Genomic DNA, 12,810 nt, shown 5'->3' with positions numbered 1-12,810 from the left:
TTAACGAGAACGGGAGCGCCGCCCCCCCGCCCGGGAGGCGGCCCGAGTGGCTGAAAGACCCTGAACGGAGGTGGTCGTGGCTGAAGATCCGCAGGAAAAGGCCAAGCTCGTCGAAGAGATCGTCGAGGTCATCGCATCGGAGGGGATGATCGACCGCACCAAGGTGACGCCCGACGCGACGATCGAGAGCCTCGGCCTGAAGTCGGTCGATATCGTCATGATCCTCACCGCCCTCGAGGAGAAGTTCAACGTCTACATCCCGATGGACGGCGCGCTGCAGGACGCCAAGAATGTCGAGGGGCTGATCGACGCGATCGCCGAATATGTGCTGAAAGAGAGAGAGAAACAATAATATGGCCGCTTCGTCCGGGGGCGTCGGCGAGCGTCGGGTGGTGATCTCGGGCATGGGGACGGTCTCGGCGGCGGGCGTCGGAACCGCGGCGCTGTGGACGGCGGCCCGAGACGGAATCTCCCAAGTCCGGCCGCTGGTGACCGAATACCCCTATGACGGGCGCATAAGGATCGCGGCGCAGGTTCCAGACTTCGACGCTTCGAAATATCTCGAGAAGGCGCTGCTCGCCTTCTGCGATCCATTCACGCAATTCACTCTGGTCGCGGCCGACGAGGCCGTCGCAGAGGCGGGCTTCGCGCGCGAGGAGCTCTCCGGCCCGCGCGTCGGCGTCATCATCGGCTCCGGCATCGGCGGCATGACGACGATCGACAATGGCCTGCGCCACTATTACCAGGAGCGCATTCGCCCCGATCCGTTCAGCGTGCCGCGCCTCATTCCGAGCGCCGCGCCGACGACGCTCGGAATGCGCTATTCCGCCAATGGCCCGACCTTCGCGCTCGGCAGCGCCTGCTCCTCGGCGAGCCAGGCGGTGGGGCTCGGCGCGCAGATGATCCGCTTCGGCCTCATGGATCGCGCCATCGTCGGCGGCGCGGAGGCCTGCGTCATCAACGGCACCATCCGCGCCTGGGAAGGGCTGCGCGTGATGACGCCGGACTATTGCCGCCCCTTCTCCATGGGCCGCAACGGCATGACGCTCGGCGAAGGCGCCGCGGTCTTCGTGCTGGAGACGCTGGAATCGGCGCAAAAGCGCGGCCATGCGCCGCTCTGCGAGCTCGCGGGCTATGGCACGACGAGCGACGCCAAGGATTTCGTGCGGCCCGATCTCGGCGGAATGACCGGCGCGATGCAGGCGGCCCTCGCCGACGCCGGCCTCGAGCCGGAGGCGATCGACTATCTCAACGCCCATGGCACGGCGACCCACGCCAACGACATCACCGAGGCGGCGGCCATCGGCCGCGTGTTCGGCGAGCGCGCGGCGCGCCTGCCAGTCTCCTCGACCAAGCCGATCCACGGCCATGCGCTCGGCGCGAGCGCCGGGCTCGAGCTGGCGCTGACGATCCGCGCGCTCGAGCAGCAGATCGCGCCGCCGACGATCAATTTCCTGGAGTATGATCCGCGCTGCCCGATCGACGCCGTGCCCAATGAGGCGCGGCCCGTCCGAATTCGCACGGCCATGTCCAACTCCTTCGCCTTCGGCGGCATCAACGCCGTGCTGATCGTGCGCGCGCTCGAGGGAGGGGCGTGAATGACCGAGCCCGAAAGCGGCGAGAGGCGGATCGGCCCGCTGCGCGTCGTCGCGGACGAAGAGCGCGTCTTGCGCTATCGCCGCGAGACGGGCTTTCCCGACACGCTGGAAAAGATCGTGCCGGCCGCCTTTCCGGCGGTGTGGCTGACGGCGGAGGAGATCGAGGCGGCGATCCGCGATTGTCTCGCCGGCGCGGACGTCGTGCCGGTGCACGAGTCGCAGAGCTTCCATTATTTCGCGCCGCTGCGCGTCGGCGAGAGCTACGAGCTGACCGTATCGCTGCGCCGCGAGGCCGAGCCGCCGCGCCTCGCCGTGAATGCGAGCGTCGCCACGCTCGGCGGGGAGACGCGCCTGCACGCCGAGACGCTTCTGCGCATCGTGCCGCGCCCGGCGGCCGCGGAGAACGCCCCGTGAGCGGCGCGCGCCTGCCCGCCGTCGGCGATCGCCTGCCGGATTGGCGGATCGGCCCCTTCGACGCCGCGGCGCTCGCAGCCTATGCGGCGGTCTCCGGCGACGCCAACCCGCTGCATCTCGACGACGATCTCGCCCGCGCGATCGGCTTTCCCGCGCCCCCTGTCCATGGCATGAAGCTGCTCGCCGCCTTCGAGCCACTGCTCTCCGCCTGGCGACGCGACCTGTTTCTGGCGCGGCTCTCCGGAAAATTCGTGCAGCCGGTGCTGCGCGGCGAGGCGGCGACGCTCACCGGCCGCGTGCTGCGCTCATCCCCCGAGGAGGATGTGTTCTTGAGACTTCTGGCCTATGGCGAAGGGCGCGCGCCGGCGATCGTCGGCGAGGCGCTGATGACGCTGCCGCGAAAGTTCCGCCCGTGAAGCGCGGGGCGCGGCGCATCCTCCTCACCGGCGCGTCGAGCGGCATCGGCCGCGCGCTGGCCTTGCGCTATGCGAGCGAGGGAAGGAGCCTCGCGCTCTTCGGCCGCGACGCCGCGCGGCTGGAGGCGGTCGCCGCCGAATGCCGGACGAAGGGCGCGGAAGCCGATGTGACCGTCGCCGATGTGCGCGACCGCCGCGGCATGGCGGTCCGCATCGCCGAGGCGGACGCCCGCGAGCCGCTCGATCTCGTCATCGCCAACGCCGGCGTCTCGACCGGCCTCTCCCCCGGCCAGATCGTCGAAGACCCGGAGGCGGTGCGGGGCGCGCTCTCGATCAACGTCAATGGCGTGTTCAACACGGTCGAGCCGGCGATCGAGGCGATGTGCGCGCGTCGGCGCGGTCAGATCGCCGTCGTCGGCTCCATGGCTGGACTGCGCGGCCTGCCCTATTCTCCCGCCTATTGCGCGAGCAAGGCGGCGGTGCATCTCTACGCCGATTCGCTGCGCGGCGCGCTGGCCCCGCATGGTGTCCATGTCAGCCTGATCGTGCCGGGCTTCGTCACGACGCCCATGACGGCCAGGCTGAAGGCCTGGCAGCCGGGCCGGATGAGCGACGCGCGGGCGGCGGAGATCATCATGCGCGGACTGGACAAACGCGCCGCGGTCATCGCCTTTCCGCTCTTCGTCTATTATGCGATGAAACTGTTCAGCCTGCTGCCGCCCCGCGCCGTCGATTCGGCCATGCGGCTCTTCGAGGTGGCGGTGCCACAGACCCATGAACGGGAGGAGCCGTGATCGACAGCATCCTGTTTTCGCTCGTCGTTCTATCGGCTGTCTTCTGGGCCTGCTCCGCCTTGCTGCTGCTCCTCTCGGTGACGGCGGCCCTCGTGCATCCCTGGCTCGTGGCAAAGCGCGGAACGAGCGAAGAACGACCGCCCGTCTCGCTCGTCCTGCCGGTGAAAATGCTCGACCAGGGCTTCGAGCGCGCTCAAGAATCGGCTCTCGCGCAGAGATATCCACAGTTCGAAGCGCTCGCCTCGGCGACGGAAGCGGATTCGCCCGCGATTTCCGCCATGCGCGACATTTTCGCGCGGCATCCGGAGATTTCGACGCGCATTCTCCATTCCACCGCGCGTTTCGCGGCGAGTCCCAAGGTGGACAATCTGTTCGCTCCCTTCAACGAAGCGCGCAACGACGTGATCTTCATGAAGGATTCCAACATCGTGCTGGAGCCGGACGATCTTTCCGAGACGATGCGCCATTTGAAGCCCGGCGTCGGCATGGTCTGCGCCATCCCCTACGCCGCGCGGCCGGAGAATTTCGCCGCCGATGTGGAGGCCGCGATCATGAACGGCCCGCATCAGCGCATGTTGTTCGCCGCCTCCGCGCTCGGCGGCGGCTTCGGCGTCGGCAAGATCATGTTGTTTCGTCGCGGCGACTTTCTGCGCGCCGGCGGTTTCGCGGCGATCGCGCATACGGTCGGCGAGGACAACGCCACCGCCAAGGCGCTGAAGCGCATCAGGCTTCGCACCGTCTTCTCGCATCGGCTGGTGCGTCAGGAGCTGGGCGAGCGCAATCTGCTCGACGTCTATAATCGGCAATTGCGCTGGAGCGTGGTGCGCCGCGACGACGAGATCCTCTCCTTCCTGGCGGAGCCCTTCTGCCAGGCGCTGCCCGCCTTCGCGGCGGCGGCGATCGGCTCCTCGCTCGTCGGCGTCGCGCCGACGGCGGCCTTGACCGTCACTTTTTGTTTGTGGCTAAGCTCGGAGACGCTGCTTTCCATCGCCAAGGGATGGAAGGTATCTTGGGCGGCGCCGGCGATTTTTCTGTCGCGCGAGGCGTTGATGTTCGCAGTGTGGCTGCACGCTTGGACGGCCACCAAGGTCGTCTGGGCCAGGACGACGATCGACACGCGCTCCAGCGGCGAGGCGGCCGCCGCGACGGAGCCGCAGGTCGCGAAGGAAGAAGGATAGAACGCTTGATCCTCGCACTTCTGCAGTTTCTCGTCGACAGCGTCTGGCTGGCCGCGGCGCTGATCATGATCCTGATCGGCGCGGGCTTCGTCGCCATCATCGCGCGCTTCCTCTACGATCAATTGCGCGGCGCGCGCGACCCCGAGCCGATCCTCTTGGCCGAGGAGGAGCTGCCGCATGTGCTGCTGCAAATCCCCGTCTTCAACGAGGCCGAGGTGACCGAGCAGGCGCTGCGCTGCGTCGCCGAGCTCGATTGGCCGAAGGACCGGCTGCACATTCAATTGCTCGACGATTCGACCGACGAGACGCCGCAGCGCGCCGAAGCCGTGGCGATCGAATTGCGCGCCAGAGGCGTCGACATTCATCATGTGCGCCGCGCCGATCGCTCCGGCTTCAAGGCGGGCGCCTGCGCCGAGGGGCTGAAGCTCTTCGACGCGCCTTTCGTCGCCATGCTCGACGCCGATTTCCGCCCGCCGCCGAACTGGCTGCGCCGAACCGTGCCGCTGCTGGTGAAGGACGATCGCGCCGGCTTCGTGCAATCGCGCTGCGAATTTTCCAATTACCGCAAGAATTGGCTGACGCGCGCGCAGGGCCTCGTGCAGGACGGGCATTTCCTCGTCGAGCAGCGCACGCGCGCGCTCGCCGGCTGGCTGTTCCAGTTCAACGGCACGGGCGGCATTTGGCGGCGCGCGACGATCGACGCGGCCGGCGGCTGGTCCGATTATTCGCTCTGCGAGGATCTCGACCTCACCGTGCGCGCCGCGCTCGGCGGCTGGCATGGAATCTTCGTCTCCGAGCCGCCCATTCCCGGCCAGGTGCCGGAGGGGCTGCGCGACTATCGCCGCCAGCAGCGGCGCTGGTCCAACGGCTTCGTGCAGGTCGCGCAGAAGACCGTGCTGCCCTTGTGGAACGCGCCCTGGTCGCTGACGCGGCGCGTCGCGGCGATCGTGCTCATCGTGCACCAGATCTTCTTTCCGACGGCGGCGATCGGCATCATCGCGCTGGCGCTCGGCGCGCTGATGCGCGGCTCGCTCGCGCCCTATCTGCCGGTGGTCGAGCTCATCCTCGCCGAGACGCTCGTCGTCGTTCTCGGCTTCACGCTGCCGCCCTATCTGGCGCTGAAGCGCGGCGCGCTCGGCGATTATGGAAAGACGATGGTCTCGGTGCCGCCGCTGATGATCTATCTCGCCTTCTCGAATGGCGCGAAAATCCTGCAGACGATGCGCGGCCGCAAATCCACCTTCAAGCGCACGCCCAAGACGGAACATGCGCCGGCGCCGGCGCGGATTCAGGAAGCGGAGTGAAGGGCAGTGAGTGGTGAGTAGGGCGTAGTAAATAATAGAAGCTCGCCCTACTCACCACTCACTACTCACTCATGCATGTCCCGCGGCCGAGGACAGCCGCGCCGGATCAATGCCGATCAAGCGCAGCGCGCGCGCATATTTCGACTCGAGGTCGCTGTCGAAGAGAATGGACGGGTCCGCCGGGCAGTTGAGCCAGCCATTGTGCTGGATTTCATTCTCGAGCTGGCCGGGATCCCAACCGGCGTAGCCCAGCGCCAGCAGCGCCTGATGCGGCCCCTCGCCGGCGGCGATGGCGCGCAGAATGTCGATCGTCGCGGTCAGCGACACGCCGTCGTCGATCGGCAGCGTCGAATTGTCGATGAAGAAATCCGAGGAATGCAGCACGAAGCCGCGGTCGGTCTGCACCGGGCCGCCCTGCAGCACTTGAATGCTCTCGGTCTCCTTGGGCAGGCTGATGCGCTCCTGCGGCGCGATGATCTGAAGCTGCACCAGGAGATCGGGGAAATTGCGGACCTGCGAGGGCTGGTTGACGACGATGCCCATGGCGCCGTCTTCCGAATGGGCGCAGAGATAGATGACCGAGCGGGCGAAGCGCTGATCGGCCATGCCGGGCATGGCGACGAGCATCTGCCCGTCGAGATAGCGCCGTCCGGAGGATTTGGAGCCCGCGCCCTTTTCGCGCCCCGCCTCGAGGCCGCGGATGATCGGCGCGGAGGAGCCGGCGGCGCGCCCGCCCGCCGGCCGCCGGGCTGCGCGGGCGGCCGAATTCTCGAGGCCTTGTTTCTTGCCGACCGGGCTCATAGGGTCATACTACCCGCGGCGCCCATTCAGAACAAGCGCCGAAGGAAAAAGTGGCGCGGGGGCGTCCCGAGGACTCTGATGCACATTCGAAATCTGACGACGGTCGCGCTCGCCCTCACCCTTCTCGCCGCGCCGCGCCCAGCGCCGGCGCAGGAGACGGCCTTCGCCTCCCCCGCCGCCCGCGCCGCCCATTCGGCGGCCCGCCTCCTCTCGGCGGGCGCGCCGGACGGCGGCGTCTATCGCGTCGGCCTCGAGATCGCGCTCGATCCGGGGACAGTGACCTATTGGCGCAATCCCGGCGACGCCGGCGCGCCGCCCGTCCTCGATTTCTCGGGCTCGGAAAATGTCGCCGCGGTGGAGACGCTCTATCCCGCGCCCAAGCATATCGTCGAAGCCGGAATGACCGTCGCGGGCTATGACGAAAGCGTCGTCTTTCCGCTGCGTGTGACGCCGAAGGCGGCGGGCGAGCCCGTCGTGCTGAAGCTCACTCTGGACTATGCCGCCTGCGCGAAAATCTGCCTGCCGGTCAAGGCGAAGCTGTCCCTCGCTCTGCCGCCCACGGGGACCTCGCCCTTCGCCTCGAGGCTCGCGGCGGCGGAGACTCTCGTTCCGCGCCCGATCGACGCCGGCGAGGCGACGCGTTTCGTGGAAGCCGCGCGCGCGGGCCCCGGCGCCTGGCGGCTGCGCTATCTCGGACCGGGGAGCGCCTCGGACCTCTTCGTCGAGGCGCCCGAGCCCTATGTCATCGACAGCGCCGCCGACGGCAAAGGCGGCTTCGAGCTGAAGCTCGGCGAAGGAAAGCAGGAGGGCGCCATCGCCGCCCGCGCGACGATCCGCACCGAGAAAGGCGGCATCGAGCTGCCGCTGACGCTGGACTGATCCGGCATCGGCTGATCGGCTTCGTTTTCCGCAGAACCGCATCGCGAGTAGCAGCGTCCCCGCGCGCTTTTTCATCGCGTGCGATGCGTACAATAAGAAGGGCGCGGCCTCGGCCGCGCCCGGAGTGGAAGAAGAGCTCTGCTCGAACTGATATGGTATTTAGAGTCTCGTCCGGCAAGGGGCGCCGGAGCGCCTTTCAGCGCGCTTTCGCCCGAAACGGCGCCATTCCCTTTCTTGCGAGCGCGTCGGCGCGCTCGTTCATCTCGTCTCCGGCGTGGCCGCGCACCCAATGCCACGCCACTTCGTGCCGCTCGGTCGCGGCGTCGAGGCGCGTCCAGAGATCGACATTCTTCACCGGCTTGCGGTCGGCCGTCTTCCAGCCGCGCGCCTTCCAACCCTTCAGCCACGACATGATTCCGTCGCGCAAATATTGCGAGTCGGTGTGCAGATCGACATGGCAGGGGCGCGTCAGCGCCTCGAGCGCCTCGATCGCCGCGGTGAGCTCCATGCGGTTGTTGGTGGTCGCCGCCTCGCCGCCGCTGAGCTCCTTCTCGCGCTCGCCGAAACGCAATATCGCGCCCCAGCCGCCGGGGCCCGGATTTCCCGAACAGGCGCCGTCGGTCCAGATGGCGACGCGCCCGCTCACGCGCGAAGGCCGTAATCGCTTGCGGCGCGGATCGTCCTGTGGAAGCGCAGGCGGGCGAGATATTCGCGCGGATCCTTCGGCCTGACCAGCGCGCCCGGCGGCACGTCGAGCCAATCGACGAAACGCGTCAGCAGGAAGCGCAGCGCGGCGCCGCGCGCGAGCAGCGGAAAAGCCTCGACCTCCGCCGCGGTCAGCGGGCGGGCGCGGGCGTAGGAGTCGAGCAGCGCCGCGCCTTTTTCGGGGTCGTAAGTCCCGGCCGCGTCGAAGCACCAGGCGTTCAGGCAGACGGCGAGGTCATAGGCGAGCGAATCGACGCAGGCGAAATAGAAGTCGATGAGGCCGGAGATCCGATCGCCGAGGAAGAACACATTGTCCGGGAAGAGATCGGCGTGGATGACGCCCTCGGGCAGGCCCTTCGGCCAATCGCGCTCGAGCTGGTCGAGCTCGGCGGCGACGATCTCGCCCAAATCCTCCGCCACCTCTCCCGCGCGCGCGGCGCAGGGCGCATAGAGGGGGCGCCAGCCGCCGACCGAGAGGGCGTTGGCGCGGCGCAGCGGAAAATCCGCGCCGGAAAGATGCAATTGCGCCAGCGCCTCGCCGAGGCGCGCGCAATGGGCGGCCTCCGGATGATGGACGGAATAGCCCTCGAGAAAGGTGACGATCGCCGCCGGTCGCCCGGCGAGCCGCCCGAGCGCGGAGCCGGCGCGGTCGCGCACCGGCTGGGGACAGACCAGCCCCTTCGCGGAAAGATGCTCCATCAGTCCGATGAAGAAGGGAAGGTCCGCCTCGGCGACGCGCTTCTCATAGAGCGTGAGAATGAAGCTGCCGCCGCTCGTATGCAGGAAATAGTTGGAGTTCTCGACGCCCTCGGCGATGCCCTTGCAGGACAGGAGCTCGCCGAGGTCGTAGCCGGCGAGAAAGGCGATCAGCTCCTCGTCGTCGACATCCGTATAGACGGCCATGACATCAGCGCGGTTGGAGGAAAGCGAAGCGTCGGGCGCGCCTTTAGGCGTGCGCGCGCAGCTCCTTGGGAAGCGGGAAGGCGACATCCTCCTCGGCGGCGGAGACGGTCTCGACGGCGATCTCGTAGCGCTCGGCGAAAGCCTCCATGATCTCCTCGACGAGCACCTCCGGAGCCGAGGCCCCGGCGCTGATGCCGAGCGTTGCTATGCCGGTGAACATGCTCCAATCGATCTCGCTGCGGCCCTGGACGAGCTGAGCCGGCGCGCCGGCGCGCTCGGCCACCTCGCGCAGGCGCTGCGAATTGGAGGAGTTGGGCGAGCCGACGACGATCACCGCCTCGACCTGCGGCGCGACCTTCTTGACGGCGGCCTGCCGATTTGTCGTCGCATAGCAGATGTCCTCCTTATGGGGACCGACGATCTGCGGGAAGCGCCGCGTCAGCGCGCTCACGATCTCCTGCGAATCGTCGAGCGACAGAGTGGTCTGGGTGACATAGGCGAGATCGGCCACGTCCTCGAGCCGCAGCTCCTCCACCGCCGCGACCGATTCGACGAGCACCACCGCGCCCGGCGGCAGCTGACCCATGGTGCCGACCACCTCCGGATGGCCGGAATGGCCGACGAGCAGCACTTTGCGGCCGCGCTTGTGATGGATTTCCGCCTCGCGATGGACCTTGGTCACCAGCGGGCAAGTGGCGTCTATGGCGAGAAGGTCGCGCGAGGCGGCCTCGGCGGAGACGGATTTCGCGACGCCATGGGCGGAGAAGATCACCGGCGCCGACGTGTCCGGCACCTCCTCGAGCTCCTCGACGAAGATCGCGCCCTTGGCCTTCAGCGCCTCGACCACATAGCGATTATGGACGATCTCATGGCGCACATAGACGGGCGGCCCGAATTTGGCGAGCGCCCGCTCCACCGCGTCGATCGCCCGCACCACGCCGGCGCAGAAGCCGCGCGGCGAGCAGAGCAGGATCTTCAACGGCGGCTTCTGCGACGGGCGATGCTGAATATTCATTCTCTAGCGCCTCTTTATCGAAGGGGACGGCCGAATGTGCGCCGGGCTGTGATGTCCCGCGTGGAGATGAGTGTCAAGCCGAAGGCGTCGGCCGACCCTCCACTCGAAGGAGAGGATGAAACCGTCGCCTTCGCTCCCTCGCGGCCCGCCCGGAAATCTGCTAGACATGCGTCGACGAAGACTGGCCGCGCGATAGCGGGAATGTCTCGCGGCCCGATAAGGGGACGGAGGCGAATGTGTCGAATATCGTCGATATAATACAGTCCGCCCAAAGCGGCCAGATCATCGAAAATCTCTCGAATCGCTTCGGCCTCGCGTCCTGGCAGACGCGATCGGCCGTCGAGGCGCTGCTGCCGGCGCTGGTCGCGGCGTTGCGAAAGGCGGCCGAGGAGCCGCAATCGCTGCGCTCGGTCATCGACGCCGCCAATGAGCCGGCTCACCGCGCCGCCTTCGAAAGCGCCGACGAGGCCCATGCGCAGGCGAGCGTCGAAGGCGGCGACGCCATCGTCGCGCATTTGTTCGGCTCCGCCTCGGCCGCCGGCGAGGTCTCGCAGCTCGTCGCGCGCGAGAGCGGGCTGCGCGCGGATGTGCTGCAGCGCCTGTTGCCGGTCCTCGTCTCGGTCGCGGCCGGCGGGCTCGGCGCCGCGCTGGACAGCCGAACGGAGCGTCCCACCGAGCAGCCCGCCCCTGCGGCTCCGGCGCGCTCCGGCGGCTGGCTGAGCGGGCTCATCGCGACATTTTTTGGAAAACCCCCGTCTCCGCAGCCGCAGCCGCAGCCGGCGGAGCAAGCCGCCGAAACGCCGCAAGACGCGCTGGAGACGATCCGCGCGACGCTCGCGGCCCCGACTTCGGCCGACGCCGTGCGGCAGACCGATCTCGACGCATTGCTGGGGCGGATTTTCGCTTCGGCGAAGAGCTGACGGCTCAGGTCAGATTATTGGCGACGGGCAGATAATAGGCGCCCGACAATGTCGTGCCGATGATGCGCGTCGCCCCCAGGATCACGATGGAGAGGAAGACGCCGATCAACGCATATTCGATCGTCGTCGCTCCGCTTTCGTCGGCGAGAAATCGTGGCAGCCAATTCGGCATAGGTCAAAATCCTCGAGCGGTCCGGCCGAAACTGGCGTCGTCTTCTCGCCCGTCGCGGCGCCCGCGGTCGGGACGATTGCCGAAAGATAAGCATAATTCGTCTCGAAAAAGTTAAGCCTCTCAGCGCCATCGCGCCCGCTGCGCCGGGGCGGCCTTGCGCGCGGGCGGCTTTTCCGCCAATTCAAGCAGCCGGAACGCATATTGCTTCGCCGCGAGGCCGGAAGCGCTGTCGTTCTCGCCCGCCCTTTCGCGCCCGCCGGAAGGGATGTCGACAAATACGGGCCGCCGCGCCATTTTTGCGCCGGTCCTCACCGAAAGTTGCTGATGGCTCGCGACGTAAACGATACGACGCCGATCACGTCGCGCAATGCGCTCGTGGAGTGGTTGGAGGCTGGAATCAAGACGCCCGACGATCTCAATGTCGGGACGGAGCATGAGAAGATCCCGTTTTTCGGCGCGAGCCGCGCGCCGGTCCCCTATCGATCCCCGGCCGGCGGCATAGAGAATCTGCTCGAGGGGCTGGGCGCCGCGCTCGGCTGGGAGCCGATCACCGACCGCGGGGCGATCATCGGCCTCTATGATCCGCATGGCCTCGGGGCGGTGTCGCTGGAGCCGGGCGGCCAGTTCGAGCTGTCCGGCGCGCCATTGCCCACGGTCCATGACACGAAGGCCGAGCTCGACGCCCATTTCGCCGCGCTGGAGCCGGTCGCGCGACGCTTCGGCGTCTCCTTTCTCGATCTCGGGGCGAGCCCGAAATGGCGGCGCGCCGAGACGCCCGCCATGCCCAAGCAGCGCTACGCCATAATGGCGGCCTATATGCCAAAGGTCGGCTCGCTCGGCCTCGACATGATGTTCCGCACGGCGACCATTCAGGTCAATCTCGACTTCACCTCCGAGAAGGACATGGTCGACAAGCTGCGCGTCGGCCTCGCGCTGCAGCCGATCGTCACCGCGCTCTTCGCCAATTCGCCCTTCATCGACGGCGAGCCGACGGGCCTCTTGTCGCAGCGCTCGCAGATCTGGCGCGACACCGACGCCGCCCGCACCGGAATGCTGCCCTTCGCCTTCGAGCCCGGCATGGGCTTCGAGCGCTATGTGGATTATGCGCTGGATGTGCCGCTCTATTTCGTCAAGCGCGGCGAGGTGTATCACGACGTCGCCGGCGCGAGCTTCCGCGACCTGCTGGACGGAAGGCTCGCCGCGCTGCCCGGCGAGCGCGCGACAATGTCGGACTGGGCCAATCATCTCGGCGCGATCTTCCCGGAGGCGCGGCTGAAGCGCTATCTGGAAATGCGCGGCGCCGACGGCGGACCGCGCTCCCATATGGCCGCCCTGCCGGCGCTCTTCGTCGGGCTCTTCTACGACCAGACGGCGCTCGACGGCGCTCTCGCTCTCATCGAAGGTTGGAGCGCCGAGGATCGCGATGCGCTGCGCGCCGAGGTTCCGCGGCTCGCGCTCGAGGCGCGCATTCGCGGCCGCCGGGCGCTCGACATTGCGCGGGACATGCTGGCGCTCGCCCGCGGCGGGCTCTCGCGACGGGCGAAGCGCGACGCGCGGGGACGGGACGAGACCATCTATCTCGCGCCGCTGGAGGAGATCGCCGAGAGCGGCCGCACGCTCGCGGAGCGGCGGCTCGAGGCCTATCACGGCCGCTGGGGCCGTTCGGTCGATCCGGCCTTCGAGGACTGCTTGTTGTAAGGGAGCGACGCCC

15 protein-coding genes are annotated in these 12,810 nt (G+C 67.9%); 10 read left to right on the top strand and 5 right to left on the bottom strand.

From position 1 onward, the window contains the following. The first annotated feature begins 76 nt into the window (after positions 1-76). From Mspo_RS13050 to Mspo_RS13020, 7 genes are read left to right on the top strand one after another with little or no spacing between them, the layout of a single operon-like run. The gene (locus Mspo_RS13050) at positions 77-352 is read left to right on the top strand and encodes an acyl carrier protein (protein ID WP_159730402.1); all 276 of its coding nucleotides are present in this window, start codon (positions 77-79) and stop codon (positions 350-352) included. A 1-nt stretch (position 353) separates the two neighbouring features. Further along, entirely contained in the window at positions 354-1,598 is a 1,245-nt protein-coding gene (locus Mspo_RS13045) for a beta-ketoacyl synthase (protein WP_159730400.1), read from the top strand. Further along, on the top strand, positions 1,599-2,012 hold the full coding sequence (locus Mspo_RS13040) for a hypothetical protein (RefSeq protein WP_159730398.1): 414 nt from the start codon (positions 1,599-1,601) through the stop codon (positions 2,010-2,012). It abuts the gene before it with no gap. Next, positions 2,009-2,428 carry a MaoC/PaaZ C-terminal domain-containing protein gene (locus Mspo_RS13035; RefSeq protein WP_159730396.1) on the top strand — a complete coding sequence of 140 codons (420 nt, stop codon included), beginning with the start codon at positions 2,009-2,011 and terminating at the stop codon, positions 2,426-2,428. Before Mspo_RS13040 ends, Mspo_RS13035 begins: the two co-directional genes overlap by 4 nt. Then, the gene (locus tag Mspo_RS13030; protein WP_159730394.1) at positions 2,425-3,222 is read left to right on the top strand and encodes an SDR family oxidoreductase; all 798 of its coding nucleotides are present in this window, start codon (positions 2,425-2,427) and stop codon (positions 3,220-3,222) included. The genes Mspo_RS13035 and Mspo_RS13030 overlap by 4 nt, the downstream gene beginning before the upstream one ends. After that, positions 3,219-4,400 (top strand): glycosyltransferase, encoded by a 1,182-nt coding sequence (locus tag Mspo_RS13025; RefSeq protein WP_159730392.1) that lies wholly within the window; start codon positions 3,219-3,221, stop codon positions 4,398-4,400. Before Mspo_RS13030 ends, Mspo_RS13025 begins: the two co-directional genes overlap by 4 nt. A 5-nt stretch (positions 4,401-4,405) precedes the next feature. Continuing rightward, positions 4,406-5,704 carry a glycosyltransferase gene (locus Mspo_RS13020; RefSeq protein ID WP_201281698.1) on the top strand — a complete coding sequence of 433 codons (1,299 nt, stop codon included), beginning with the start codon at positions 4,406-4,408 and terminating at the stop codon, positions 5,702-5,704. Between the two features lie 69 nt (positions 5,705-5,773). Here Mspo_RS13020 and Mspo_RS13015 read toward each other — a convergent pair whose 3' ends face one another. Further along, positions 5,774-6,505, bottom strand: a complete 732-nt coding sequence (locus Mspo_RS13015; protein ID WP_201281697.1) for a YqgE/AlgH family protein — start codon at positions 6,503-6,505, stop codon at positions 5,774-5,776. A gap of 78 nt (positions 6,506-6,583) precedes the next feature. Here Mspo_RS13015 and Mspo_RS13010 point away from each other — a divergent pair, with 78 nt between their 5' ends. Continuing rightward, positions 6,584-7,384: a protein-disulfide reductase DsbD domain-containing protein gene (locus tag Mspo_RS13010; protein ID WP_159730390.1), complete on the top strand. Its 801-nt coding sequence runs from the start codon at positions 6,584-6,586 to the stop codon at positions 7,382-7,384. A gap of 196 nt (positions 7,385-7,580) precedes the next feature. On the opposite strand, the gene rnhA is transcribed toward Mspo_RS13010, so the two are convergent. From rnhA to ispH, 3 genes are read right to left on the bottom strand one after another with little or no spacing between them, the layout of a single operon-like run. Then, a complete protein-coding gene (gene rnhA / locus Mspo_RS13005) occupies positions 7,581-8,030 on the bottom strand; it encodes a ribonuclease HI (protein ID WP_159730388.1) in 450 nt (149 codons plus the stop codon). Then, the gene (gene thrB / locus Mspo_RS13000) at positions 8,027-8,992 is read right to left on the bottom strand and encodes a homoserine kinase (protein ID WP_159730386.1); all 966 of its coding nucleotides are present in this window, start codon (positions 8,990-8,992) and stop codon (positions 8,027-8,029) included. Before thrB ends, rnhA begins: the two co-directional genes overlap by 4 nt. Before the next feature lie 43 nt (positions 8,993-9,035). Then, entirely contained in the window at positions 9,036-10,007 is a 972-nt protein-coding gene (gene ispH, locus Mspo_RS12995; RefSeq protein ID WP_159730384.1) for a 4-hydroxy-3-methylbut-2-enyl diphosphate reductase, read from the bottom strand. Positions 10,008-10,243: 236 nt separating this feature from the next. On the opposite strand from ispH, the gene Mspo_RS12990 reads away from it, so the two are divergent. Continuing rightward, positions 10,244-10,927 carry a DUF937 domain-containing protein gene (locus Mspo_RS12990; protein ID WP_159730382.1) on the top strand — a complete coding sequence of 228 codons (684 nt, stop codon included), beginning with the start codon at positions 10,244-10,246 and terminating at the stop codon, positions 10,925-10,927. Positions 10,928-10,931: 4 nt separating this feature from the next. On the opposite strand, the gene Mspo_RS12985 is transcribed toward Mspo_RS12990, so the two are convergent. Beyond that, on the bottom strand, positions 10,932-11,099 hold the full coding sequence (locus Mspo_RS12985) for a Flp family type IVb pilin (protein ID WP_159730380.1): 168 nt from the start codon (positions 11,097-11,099) through the stop codon (positions 10,932-10,934). 324 nt (positions 11,100-11,423) lie between these two features. Here Mspo_RS12985 and Mspo_RS12980 point away from each other — a divergent pair, with 324 nt between their 5' ends. Next, entirely contained in the window at positions 11,424-12,797 is a 1,374-nt protein-coding gene (locus Mspo_RS12980; RefSeq protein ID WP_159730378.1) for a glutamate--cysteine ligase, read from the top strand. Positions 12,798-12,810: the final 13 nt, after the last annotated feature.

The sequence above is a fragment of the Methylosinus sp. Ce-a6 genome (assembly GCF_009811655.1).
Lineage (GTDB): Bacteria > Pseudomonadota > Alphaproteobacteria > Rhizobiales > Beijerinckiaceae > Methylosinus.
Note: the sequence above shows the minus strand (reverse complement) of the source record. Positions and strands in the feature narration are given on the sequence as shown.

Excerpts from the sequence above, each read along its gene's own strand:
- Mspo_RS13015 (WP_201281697.1), bottom strand. The coding sequence starts at position 6,505 with ATGAGCCCGGTCGGCAAGAAACAAGGCCTCGAGAATTCGGCCGCCCGC.
- thrB (WP_159730386.1), bottom strand. The coding sequence starts at position 8,992 with ATGGCCGTCTATACGGATGTCGACGACGAGGAGCTGATCGCCTTTCTC.
- Mspo_RS13045 (WP_159730400.1), top strand. The coding sequence starts at position 354 with ATGGCCGCTTCGTCCGGGGGCGTCGGCGAGCGTCGGGTGGTGATCTCG.
- Mspo_RS13040 (WP_159730398.1), top strand. The coding sequence starts at position 1,599 with ATGACCGAGCCCGAAAGCGGCGAGAGGCGGATCGGCCCGCTGCGCGTC.
- Mspo_RS12985 (WP_159730380.1), bottom strand. The coding sequence starts at position 11,099 with ATGCCGAATTGGCTGCCACGATTTCTCGCCGACGAAAGCGGAGCGACG.
- Mspo_RS12980 (WP_159730378.1), top strand. The coding sequence starts at position 11,424 with ATGGCTCGCGACGTAAACGATACGACGCCGATCACGTCGCGCAATGCG.
- ispH (WP_159730384.1), bottom strand. The coding sequence starts at position 10,007 with ATGAATATTCAGCATCGCCCGTCGCAGAAGCCGCCGTTGAAGATCCTG.
- Mspo_RS13010 (WP_159730390.1), top strand. The coding sequence starts at position 6,584 with ATGCACATTCGAAATCTGACGACGGTCGCGCTCGCCCTCACCCTTCTC.